The 11,224-nt window shown below is 67.1% G+C and carries 9 protein-coding genes; 5 read left to right on the top strand and 4 right to left on the bottom strand.

Annotated elements, in window-relative coordinates; all coding sequences use genetic code 11:
- Positions 1 to 47: 47 nt before the first annotated feature.
- Positions 48 to 650, bottom strand: a complete 603-nt coding sequence (locus QE395_RS04800) for a TetR/AcrR family transcriptional regulator (RefSeq protein ID WP_068853700.1) — start codon at positions 648 to 650, stop codon at positions 48 to 50.
- A 176-nt stretch (positions 651 to 826) separates the two neighbouring features.
- Here QE395_RS04800 and QE395_RS04795 point away from each other — a divergent pair, with 176 nt between their 5' ends.
- From QE395_RS04795 to QE395_RS04785, 3 genes are all read left to right on the top strand, one after another.
- A complete protein-coding gene (locus QE395_RS04795) occupies positions 827 to 1,747 on the top strand; it encodes an alpha/beta hydrolase (RefSeq protein WP_249832954.1) in 921 nt (306 codons plus the stop codon).
- Positions 1,744 to 4,224: an acyl-CoA dehydrogenase gene (locus QE395_RS04790; RefSeq protein ID WP_095364331.1), complete on the top strand. Its 2,481-nt coding sequence runs from the start codon at positions 1,744 to 1,746 to the stop codon at positions 4,222 to 4,224. Before QE395_RS04795 ends, QE395_RS04790 begins: the two co-directional genes overlap by 4 nt.
- An 88-nt stretch (positions 4,225 to 4,312) precedes the next feature.
- A complete protein-coding gene (locus tag QE395_RS04785; RefSeq protein WP_306987715.1) occupies positions 4,313 to 4,786 on the top strand; it encodes a hotdog fold domain-containing protein in 474 nt (157 codons plus the stop codon).
- 530 nt (positions 4,787 to 5,316) lie between these two features.
- Here QE395_RS04785 and QE395_RS04780 read toward each other — a convergent pair.
- Together QE395_RS04780 and QE395_RS04775 are read right to left on the bottom strand one after the other, a co-directional pair.
- A complete protein-coding gene (locus QE395_RS04780) occupies positions 5,317 to 5,673 on the bottom strand; it encodes a DUF1304 domain-containing protein (RefSeq protein ID WP_210130873.1) in 357 nt (118 codons plus the stop codon).
- A 29-nt stretch (positions 5,674 to 5,702) separates the two neighbouring features.
- Positions 5,703 to 7,040: an MFS transporter gene (locus QE395_RS04775; RefSeq protein WP_249832957.1), complete on the bottom strand. Its 1,338-nt coding sequence runs from the start codon at positions 7,038 to 7,040 to the stop codon at positions 5,703 to 5,705.
- Between the two features lie 144 nt (positions 7,041 to 7,184).
- On the opposite strand from QE395_RS04775, the gene QE395_RS04770 reads away from it, so the two are divergent.
- The gene (locus QE395_RS04770) at positions 7,185 to 8,777 is read left to right on the top strand and encodes a choline dehydrogenase (RefSeq protein ID WP_306987713.1); all 1,593 of its coding nucleotides are present in this window, start codon (positions 7,185 to 7,187) and stop codon (positions 8,775 to 8,777) included.
- A 142-nt stretch (positions 8,778 to 8,919) separates the two neighbouring features.
- Positions 8,920 to 10,311, top strand: coding sequence for a serine hydrolase domain-containing protein (locus QE395_RS04765; RefSeq protein ID WP_095364335.1), 1,392 nt, complete (start codon positions 8,920 to 8,922; stop codon positions 10,309 to 10,311).
- A gap of 235 nt (positions 10,312 to 10,546) precedes the next feature.
- Here QE395_RS04765 and QE395_RS04760 read toward each other — a convergent pair whose 3' ends face one another.
- Positions 10,547 to 11,086 (bottom strand): histone, encoded by a 540-nt coding sequence (locus QE395_RS04760; RefSeq protein ID WP_068853707.1) that lies wholly within the window; start codon positions 11,084 to 11,086, stop codon positions 10,547 to 10,549.
- Positions 11,087 to 11,224: the final 138 nt, after the last annotated feature.

The following is an 11,224-nucleotide window of genomic DNA, read 5'->3' as shown; positions in this document are numbered from 1 at the left end:
GAAAAAAGGCCGCATTTCGCGGCCTTTTCCTTACCTGCGCAGTGCGCTCAACCGATCGGGATCAGCGTCTCGATCACATGCTCCACATACGCTTCGAAATCCTCGCGCGCGGGCTTGGGCTGCTGCAGCTGCAGCGACAACTGCAGGAAGCCCACGTACGCCGCGTACGCCAGACGCGCACGATGCTGCGCATCGGTACGGCTCAACCCGGCCTGGCGGAACGAAGCCACCAGATACTCCAGGCGACGGTGCGACACGCGGTCGATCACCGGGCGCACCATCGGGTGGTCCAGTGCCTTGAGCAGTTCGCTGTAGATGATGTGCGGCTGCACCTCGTGCGCCACCACCTGGAACAGCTGGCGCAGGCGCGCACGCGGATCCGGCACGTCTTCCAGGCTGCCGAACACCTGCTCCTGTTCGAACAGCTCCCAGCGCTCCAATGCAGCCTGCAGCAGCGCATCGCGCGAAGGGAAATGCCAGTAGAAGCTGCCCTTGGTCACTCCCAGGCGCCTGGCCAGCGGCTCCACCGCGACCGCGCCGACACCCTGTTCAGCGATGAGATCCAAGGCGGCCTGCGCCCAGTCTTCCGCGCTCAGGCGGCTGTTGCGGCCGGCTCGGGGCTCGCCGGCGGAAGCTTCAGGTTCATTCATGCGCTGATTTAACCATACGCCGGGGTCGGTTTGTGTGGAATTGCCCGAAACCGCGGCCGGAAACCCCCTGCGCTGTCGGGCCGCACCGCGTAGAGGCACGCCCTGCGTGGCTGCTTGGGATGCCAACCATACTAGAGAGTATTGACATGCCAGAAGCCAGGTCCATACTAGCAAGTATGGTAACTCCCGCCTCCCGCCCATCCGCCTCCACCGACGAGCGCCTCACCGCCGCGCACGACACCGTGCTGGCGGCAACCCGCTCGGCCCCAGGGCGCCGCGGCACCGTGCTGTTCGCCCATGGTTTCGGCCAGACCCGGCACGCCTGGACTGCCACCGCGCAGTCGCTGGCCGCCGCCGGCTACCAGACGCTCGCCTACGATGCACGCGGCCATGGCGACTCGAACTGGAACCCTGCCACCCTCGCCTATCACGGCGAACAGTTTGCCGATGACCTGATCGTGCTGGCCGGCGAACAGCCGCAGCCGCCGATCCTGGTGGCCGCGTCGATGGGCGGTCTGTTCGGCCTGCTCGCCGAAGCGCGCTGGCCGGGCCTGTTCTCGGCGATGGTTCTGGTGGACATCACCCCGCGCTGGGACACCGCCGGGGTCGAAAAGATCCTGATGTTCATGACCGCGCATCCGGAAGGATTCGCTTCACTGGAACAGGCCGCCGATGTGATCTCGGCCTATCTGCCGCACCGCCCGCGCAAGTCGGAGGAGTCGCTGCGCGCCCTGCTGCGCGAAGATGGCCACGGCCGCTGGCGCTGGCATTGGGACCCGCGGCTGGTCGCCGAACTGGCGCGCGACAGCGAACAGCACCAGGACGCGCTTGCAGAGGCAGCGCGCCAGGTGAAATGCCCGGTGCTGCTGGTCAGCGGCGGGCGCAGCACGTTGGTCACCCCGCAAACGGTGGCCGAATTCCTGGCGTTGGTGCCGCACGCGCGCCACGTGCAGCTGCCGGAGGCCACGCATATGGTCGCCGGCGACGACAACAACGCCTTTACCGCTACTGTGTTGGACTATCTGGACGTGTTGCCCTCGGCCTCCGCCGTGGCACAGTCCGCCACAACCGAGCACGTCACCGGAGCACGCTCATGAGCATTGTCGTTCCCTTCCTTGCCATCCTGCTGGCAGGCGCCATCGTCGCCTACCACCGGATGCGGCTGATCACCTGGACGCTCGTCAGCCTGGTGCTGCTGGCGGCCTGCTGGTTCGTCCCCTATGTCAACCAGACCGCCACGATCGTGGCTGCGGCGATCGTCGCCGTCATCGCCGTGCCGCTGCTGCTGCCGTTCATCCGCAAGCCGCTGCTGACCGCGCCGATGATGAAGGTGTTCCGCAAGGTGCTGCCGCCGCTGTCGCAGACCGAGCGCATCGCGCTGGAAACCGGTTCGGTCGGTTTCGAAGGTGAGCTGTTCACCGGCGACCCGGACTGGAACAAGCTGCTCAACTACCCCAAGCCGCAGCTCACCGCCGAAGAACAGGCCTTCCTGGACGGCCCGGTGGAAGAACTGTGCGCGATGGTCAACGACTGGGAGATCACCCACGTCTACGCCGACCTGCCGCCGGAGCTGTGGGCGTTCATCAAGAAGAACAAGTTCTTCGGCATGATCATCCCGAAGGAATACGGCGGCCTGGGCTTCAGCGCGCTGGCCCACCACAAGGTGATCCAGAAGCTGGCGTCGGTGTCGAGCGTGGTCAGCTCCACCGTCGGCGTGCCCAATTCGCTGGGCCCGGGCGAACTGCTGGTGCATTACGGCACCCAGGAACAGAAGGACCAGTACCTGCCGCGCCTGGCCGACGGCCGTGAAGTGCCGTGCTTCGGCCTGACCGGTCCGTTCGCCGGTTCGGACGCGACCTCGATTCCCGATTATGGCATTGTCTGCAAGGGCGAGTGGAACGGCGAGCAGGTGCTCGGCGTCAAGCTCACCTTCGACAAGCGCTACATCACCCTGGCCCCGGTCGCGACGCTGATCGGCATGGCGTTCCGCATGTACGACCCGGACGGCCTGATCGGCCCGACCCGCGACATCGGCATCACCCTGGGCCTGCTGCCGCGCGACACCGCCGGCGTCGAGATCGGCCGCCGCCACTTCCCGTTGAACTCGACCTTCCAGAACGGTCCGATCCGCGGCAAGGACGTCTTCATTCCGCTCACCCAGCTGATCGGCGGTGCCGAGAAGGCCGGCAAGGGCTGGAACATGCTCAACGAGTGCCTGGCCGTGGGCCGCTCGATCACCCTGCCCTCCACCGCCAGTGGCGGTGCCAAGGCCGGTGCAGTGGTCACCGGTGCCTATGCGCGCATCCGCAAGCAGTTCGGCCTGTCGGTCGGCCGCTTCGAAGGCGTGGAAGAGGCGCTGGCCCGCATCGGCGGCAAGGCCTATGCGATCAGCGCGCTGTGCCAGGCCACCGCTGCGGCGGTCGATCGCGGCGACGTGCCGTCGGTGCCGTCGGCCATCGCCAAGTACCACTGCACCACCATGAGCCGTGAAGTGATCTCGGACGTGATGGACGTGATCGGCGGCAAGGGCATCATCCTGGGGCCGCGCAATTTCGCCGGCCGCAGCTGGCAGGCCGCGCCGATCGCGATCACGGTGGAAGGCGCCAACATCATGACCCGCAGCCTGCTGATCTTCGGCCAGGGTGCGATCCTCTGCCACCCGTGGGTGCTGCAGGAAATGAAGGCGGCGCAGGATCCGGACACCAAGGCCGGCCTGCAGTCCTTCGACCGCAGCCTGTTCGGGCACATCCGCTTCGGCATCTCCAACGCGGTGCGTTCGTTCTGGCTGGGCCTGACCGGCGCGCGTTTCGGCGCCGCCCCGGGCGATGCCTACACCCGCCGCTACTTCCGCAAGCTTGACCGCTACTCGGCCAACCTGGCGCTGATGGCCGACATCTCGATGATGACCCTCGGCGGCAAGCTGAAGTTCAAGGAATCGCTGTCGGGCCGCCTGGGCGACGTGCTGAGCCACGTGTACATGACCAGCGCCATGCTCAAGCGCTACCACGACGAAGGCGCGCCGGTGGCTGACCAGCCGCTGCTGGCCTGGGCGTTCCATGACAGCGTGCACAAGATCGAGGAATCGCTCTCGGCGGCGCTGCGCAACTTCCCGATCCGCCCGATCGGCTGGCTGATGTGGCTGCTGATCTTCCCGTTCGGCCGCCGCGCCGAAGCCCCGGGCGACCGCCTGGGCCACCGCGTGGCCGCGCTGCTGATGGCGCCCAACGAAGCGCGCGACCGTCTGGCCAGTGGCGTGTTCCTGACCCCGTGCGAGAACAACCCGGGTGGCCGCATCAACAGCTACCTGTCCAAGGCGATCATGGCCGAGCCGGTGGAGCGCAAGTTCATCAAGGCGCTCAAGACCAAGGGCATCGAAGCACTGGACTTCAACGCACAGCTCGACGAAGCGGTGTCCGAAGGGGTGATCACCCAGGACGAGCGCACGCTGCTGGAAGAGCTGCGCACGCTGACCATGGACACCATTACGGTGGACGACTTCGAGCCGCACGAACTGCGTTCGGCCAGCTACTACGACCGCGAACGCAAGGACGCGCAGTCGCAGGAAGCGGCATAACGCCAGCCTCGATACACCCCAAAACGGCGGACTTCGGTCCGCCGTTTTTCATTGCCTTCCTCGCAGCCGCTTTCCGGGAGACCTGCTGATGTCCGCCCCCCTCTTGACCCTCTACCGCCGCATGCAGCGCTGGCCCGCCGGCCAATGGCTGTTCTCGCGCGCGGTCTGCTTCAAGGCGCCCTATTTCGCCAGCATCGCCCCGCGCATCACCATGCTCGAATCGGGCCGCTGCGAAGGCCACATCGCGCATCGGCGCCGCGTCACCAACCACATCGGCACCGTCCACGCCATCGCGCTGTGCAACCTGGCCGAGCTCACCGCCGGGCTGATGGTGGATGCCTCGCTGCCCAAAGGCATGCGCTGGATCCCCAAGGGCATGGAGGTGAAGTATCTCGCCAAGGCAACCGGCACCCAGCATGCAGTCGCCACGCCTGCGCAGGCGATTGTCAGTGCCGAAGCGGGCTATGCGCTGCCGGTGAACGTGCAGGTGCGTGATACCGCCGGAACGATGGTGTTCGAAGCGCGGATCGATATGTGGGTGTCGCCGGTCAAGCGCGGTTGATTCTGTATCTCGCGAAGAGCAGCGTTTCAGTTCTTACGAGCAGGGGCGGCCGTCGGGCAGCCCCGCTCCGGGACACGCCGCAAGTACGTCCTTGTAGGCTGCTAGAAAACATCCATGTTTTCTAGCGTCCCTCCGGGGGCAACCCGCCGGCCGCCCCCGATGGTGGGTCGTGTGCGGATGGAAAAACCAGACACGCACGGCGTGTCCCTACGAGGCGGTGCCCTCCTGCGCAGGTCGGTTCCCAAACGACCGCCCACGATGCCCCCCCGGTAACGCATGAAAAATGAGCGGAGAACGCCGTTGCCGTTGATATTCCTTGGCCACCAATCCACTGTCGAGGGTCGGCGGGGGTGGGTTTGCGGGACCGTAGAGCGCCATGGATGGCGCGAACGAGCCTACATGGACGTACTTGCGGCGTGTCCCGCAAACCCACACCCGCCGGCCCAGCGCGAGCACGTTCGCAGGCCTCGGCTGTTGGCTCTACGCGAACATCGCACCGACCAACGGTCGGTACCTACCGCAGGGGCGAGTCAGGCCGGCACGAACTGCCAGGCAATCACCGCCAGGATCGCAGGCAGGGCCTGGATGAAAAAGATCCGCTTGTTGACGCTGTAAGCGCCATAGCACCCGGCAACAATCACGCAGCCCAGCATGAAGTTCACCAGCATCGGCAGGTGGTCGAACAGGCCCCAGAACAGGCCTGCGGCCAGGAAGCCGTTGTAGAGGCCCTGGTTGGCCGCCAAGACGCGGGTGAGCTCCGCCTTCTCCGGCGTGTTGCGGAACGTCTTCAGGCCCAGCGGGCGCGTCCACAGGAACATTTCCAGGACCAGGAAGTACACGTGCAACAGCGCGACCACCAGGGTCAGGATCAGTGCGGTCCAGTACATGCGCAAACCTCGAACGAATTGGAAACAGCTTACTCCGGCCGCTCGACCGGCAGCTTCTTTTCTTCGCGCAGCAGCCCGAACGCCGCCGCCGTCATGATGCCCGCCACCACCAGCCCGCCGGCGAACACCGCATGCGAGCCGAACAGCGACAGCCCCTTGTGCACCCATGCGAAGGTCAGGTCGCCACCGCGGTACACCACCGTGTCGATGGCCGCGCCCGCCTTGTAGCGCCACTGCCGGTCCACCCGGGTGAAGATCGTCTCGCGGGCCGGCTTGGCCAGCGAAAACTCGCTGGCCCGCGTCATCACCTGCACCACCGCCACCAGCATCGGCAGCGGCGAGGCGGCCAGCACCGAGAAGCCGATGATGATCGCAAACCCCGGGATCAGCAGCGCCGGCGCGATGCCGAAGCGCGACAGCAGCCAGCGCGTCAGCCCCAGCTGCAGGATCAGCGTCAGCGCGTTGATCGCCAGGTCCACCCGCGAATAGAACGCCGTGCTCACCGCCGGGTCCGTGTACAGCCGGCGCACGATCGAGGCCTGCTCGTTGTACAGCAGCGTGCCGATGCCCACCCCGAACACCACCATCACTGCCAGCCAGCGCAGCAGCGGCTCGCGCGCGATCAGCTTCAAGCCGTCCAGCACCCCGCCGCCCATCGGCGCCTCGCCCGAGGCCAGCTGCAGCTCCTGCTCGCGTGCAACCGCCCACAACCGCAGCCGCCAGATGCAGAACAGGCACACGCTGAGGAAGCCGGCCGAGACCAGCATCAGGTTGGCGATGCCCACCCGCTGCACCAGCGTCGAGGTCAGCGTCGGGCCCAGGAACGCGCCGATCGTACCGGCCGCCCCGATGTAGCCGTAGAACGCCCGCGCCTGCACGTTCGAGAACACATCGGCCATGAAGCTCCAGAACACCGCCACCGCGAACAGATTGAACACCGTCGTCCAGAAGAAGAACAGCATGCCCCGCCCCGGCACCCCGCTGTCGAACAGCACATAGAAGCCCAGCAGCGTCACGATGAAGAACCCGTACACCGCCGGCAGGAACACCCGGCGCGGGTAGCGGCTGACCAGCGCCCCGTACAGTGGCTGCAGCACCACCATGATCACGAACACGCAGGTGAACAGTACCTGCAGCACGAAGTCCTGCAGCGCGATGCCATGGCCATCGAACCACGCGATCAGCGCCGGCGGGAACACCGTCTGCAGGTCGGCCGACGCCGCCATCGCCTCGCGCACCGGGCGCAGCACGTAATAGCCGCTGAGCAGGCAGAAGAAATACACGCAGGCCCAGAACAGCGGCGGCGACTGGCGCAGCGCTGCGCGCAGGCCGGGCTGCGCGGGCGCGCTCGGGTCCGGGGCATTCATGGCGCGCAGGTCCCGCACAGGCGGCGTGGCAGCGGCAGCATCGTGGCGATTCCGGGCAGCAAAGCGCGCACGGTAAACGATGCACCGCAACATCGCTAGGGGGCGACTGGCTTATGCTCGTGCCATCACCGTTGGGGAACGGACATGTACGACTACATCATCGTCGGCGCCGGCTCGGCCGGCTGCGTGCTGGCCAACCGGCTCAGCGCCGACCCGCACTGCCGCGTGCTGCTGCTTGAAGCCGGCCCGCGCGACCGCAACCCGTTCATCCACATGCCGGCCGGATTGGCGCGGCTGGTCAACAACCGCCGCATCAACTGGAACCTCTACACCGAACCGGAGCCGGCACTCGATGGCCGGCGGCTGTGGTGGCCGCGCGGCAAGGTGCTGGGTGGCTCCAGCGCCATCAACGCCATGTGCTACGTGCGTGGCGTGGCGGCCGACTACGACGGCTGGGCCGCCGCCGGCGCCACCGGCTGGGACTGGTCGCACGTGCTGCCCTGGTTCCTGCACGGCGAGGCCAACAGCCGCGGCGCGGGTCCCTGGCACGGCGATGCCGGGCTGCTGTCGGTGTCCGACCTGCGCCACCACAACCCGCTCTCCGACGCCTTCCTGGACGCCGCCGTGCAGGCCGGGCACGCACGCAACGACGACTTCAACGGCGCGCACCAGCTCGGCGTGGGCCTGTACCAGGTTACCCAGCGCGACGGCGTGCGCTGCTCCAGCGCCACCGCCTACCTGCGCCCCGCGCGCGGCCGGCGCAACCTCACCGTGCTCACTGGTGCCCGTGCCCGGGCCCTGAGCTTCCAGGGCGACACCGCCAACGGCGTGTACTTCCGCCACCGGGGTGCGCACCGTCATGCGCACGCCGCCGCCGAGGTCATCCTCAGCGCCGGCGCGATCCACTCCCCGCACCTGCTGATGCTCTCCGGCATCGGCCCGCACCGGCAGCTGCGCGCGCACGGCATCAGTACCCGGGTCGACCTTCCCGGGGTGGGCGGCAACCTGCAGGACCACCTGGATATCTGCACGCTGGTGCACACCCAGCCAGGCGTCAGCTACGACCGCAGCAACCAGGCGCGCATCGCCTTCGACTACTTCCTGCGCGGACGCCGTGGCGCCGGCACCAGCAACATAGCCGAGGCCGGCGGCTTCGCCCGCTCGCCGCTGGCGCAGGGCGACGGTGCAGACGTGCAGTTCCACTTCGTGCCGGCCATGCTGGACGACCATGGGCGCCACCGCCTGCCCGGCGACGGTTACACCCTGCATGCCTGCGCGCTGCACCCGCGCAGCCGGGGTCGGATCCTGCTGCGCGATGCCGACCCCGCCTCCGCGCCGCGGATCGAGGCCAACTACCTGGGTGATCCGGAGGGGCACGACCTGGCCATGATGAAGGCCTGCGTGCGCATGTCGCAGCAGATCCTGGCCCAGCCGGCGTTTGACCGCTGGCGCGGTGCGCCGATCTTCCCGACCCGCGACGACCTGGACGATGCTGCCCTGGAAGCCTTCATCCGCGCCAAGGCCGAGACCATCTATCACCCGGTGGGTACCTGCGCGATAGGCCAGCATGCCGACGCCGTGGTCGATCCGCAGCTGCGCGTGCGAGGCGTGCAGGGCCTGCGCGTGGTGGACGCGTCGGTCATGCCCAGCCTGGTCAGCGGCAACACCAACGCGCCCACGATGATGATCGCCGAACGCGCCGCGCGCTGGCTGGGAGCCCAGGTCCCCGCCACCTGAACAGGGGGTGGACGACGACCCTCCCATTCGATGCAAAAACCGGGCCTTTTCAATGCGATACGCATTCATCTTCGCTTCGTTTGTGCAATCACGAAAAGCAGCGCTAGAATCGGTGCCAGCAGTTGCGCACGGGCCCCAAACGATGAAAGAGAACAGCAGGCGCCGACCGATCCGTTCGGCGGCAACCGGGTTGCTGGGCATGCTCATGCCCATCGCCATGTCGTCCACCGCACAGACACCCAGTGCGACACCGGCCGCGTTCCCCGTCAACATCGAGAACAGCGCCGCCTCCGCCATTCCGCACACCCAGCCTGCGGCGTACCGGGCCACCACGACCAATCCGAAGGTGCTGCCGCCGGCCGCCGGGTTCAACGTGGCCAACATTGAGTCGATGGCCCAGCAGCTCACCTATGGCGAGCGCGTACCGGGCATGGCCGTGGCCATCGTGCAGGGCGGCCGCGTGCTCAGCGCGCGCGGCTATGGCGTCACCGACGTCAACAACCCGCAGATGGTCGATGCGCACACCGTGTTCCGGCTTGCATCGCTGTCCAAGGCGTTCGCCGGCACCATGGCCGGCCTGCTGGTCAACGACGGCACGCTGCGCTGGGACAGCAAGGTCACCGACTACGTGCCCGGCTTCCAGCTCAGCACCCCCGAGGCGACCGAGCGCCTCACCGTGGCCGATCTGCTCAGCCACCGTGTCGGCCTGCCTTACAACGCCTACGACCGCGACGTGGAAGCCAACGCCGAGTACTACACGCTCACCCACAAGCTGGCCTCGACTTCGCTCAAGTGCCAGCCGGGCGACTGCTATGCGTACCAGAACGTGGCCTTCAGCCTGATCGGCGATGTGGTGTACGCCGCCTCGGGCAGCTTCTACGAGCAATCGGTGGAACGCCGCCTGTTCAAGCCGCTGGGCATGGACGATGCCAGCCTGGGCCTGGCGGGCATCCAGGCCAGCTCGCGCTGGGCGCGCCCGCACGTGCGCAGCCGCAACGGCTGGGTGTCGCTGAGCCCGAAGCCGACCTACTACCGCCTCGCTCCCGCTGCAGGCGTCAATGCCAGTGCCAGCGACATGGCGCAGTGGCTGCTGGCCCACACCGGGCACCGCCCCGACGTGCTGCCGGCGCCGCTGTTGGCCACGCTGCACTCGACCCTGATCAACACCCCGGGCGAGATGCGCTCGGGCTGGCGTCGCGAGCGCCTGCACTCGGCCGGCTACGCGCTGGGCTGGCGCAACTTCGATTACGCCGGGCATGAAGTGATCTTCCATGCCGGTGCCGTGCAGGGGTATCGCGGCCTGGTGGCGCTGGTGCCCGAACGCGACCTGGGCATCGCCATCATGTGGAACGGCGAAAGCAGCCTGCCCAGCGGCCTGCTGCCGACCGTGCTCGACGCGGCCATGGGGCTTCCTGCGCAGCGCTGGCTGGACGTGGACACCGACTTCGGCAGCGACAACCTGATGACCGAAGACAGCACGCCGGCCAAGCGCAAGGGCGTGTCGTCGGACCGGGCGGTGGCGTCGCCGCGGTAAGCGTCAGCGAGGTGTATCGCATCCGGTACAGGGCGGCCTACGGGTCGCCCTTTTTTTTGTAGTGCCGGCCGCTGGCCGGCTCCCGATACCGCCTGGGCCGACTGACAGTCGGCGCTACCGTCGGGATCAACGTTCGTTGATCCCTCGCGGGAGGGGGATTTTTTTTGCGCAGCAAAAAAAAACCCCTCCCGCTGGGCGCCGGGAAGGGGTTTCAGGTACGGCTATCGGGAATGGATCAGATCAGCGGTGCCGGGGTTGCCGGCAGGGCGACCGGTGCAGCCTTCTTCTTGCGGACCGCCGGCTTGCGCTTGGCGACCTTCTTCACTGCCTTCTTGGCCGACGCCTTCTTGGCGGCCGGCTTGCGCGCGGTGGCCTTCTTGGCGGTGGCTTTCTTGGCGACCTTGCGGACGGCCTTCTTGGCAGTCTTCTTGGCAGCCGCCTTCTTGGCTACCTTGCGGACGGCCTTCTTGGCGGTCTTCTTGGCAGCCGCTTTCTTGGCTACCTTGCGGACGGCCTTCTTGGCGGTCTTCTTCACTGCCTTCTTTGCGGTCTTCTTGGCGGCGGCCTTCTTGGCGACCTTGCGGACCGCCTTCTTTGCCGTCTTCTTCACTGCCTTGCGGGCAGTCGCCTTCTTGGCTGCCTTCTTTACCGTCTTCTTGGCAGCCGCCTTCTTGGCTACCTTCTTCACGGCCTTCTTGGCAGCCGCCTTCTTGGCGACCTTCTTCACGGCCTTCTTGGCGGCCGGCTTTTTCTTCGCAGCTTTCTTGGTTGCCATGGGATTGGCTCCTCGTCAGTGATCTATGGAGTTGAAACGCCCAGGTAAAGCAAACCCGCCGTTACTGCCGTGCGGGGACCGCCGTCGCGTCGAGCGCGTCGTGACGGATACGGAGATACCTGCCACAGGATGCCAGGC

Origin of the sequence: Stenotrophomonas sp. SORGH_AS_0282, from assembly GCF_030818125.1 — a bacterium.
GTDB classification, from domain to species: Bacteria; Pseudomonadota; Gammaproteobacteria; order Xanthomonadales; family Xanthomonadaceae; genus Stenotrophomonas; species Stenotrophomonas rhizophila_A.
Note: the sequence above shows the minus strand (reverse complement) of the source record. Positions and strands in the feature narration are given on the sequence as shown.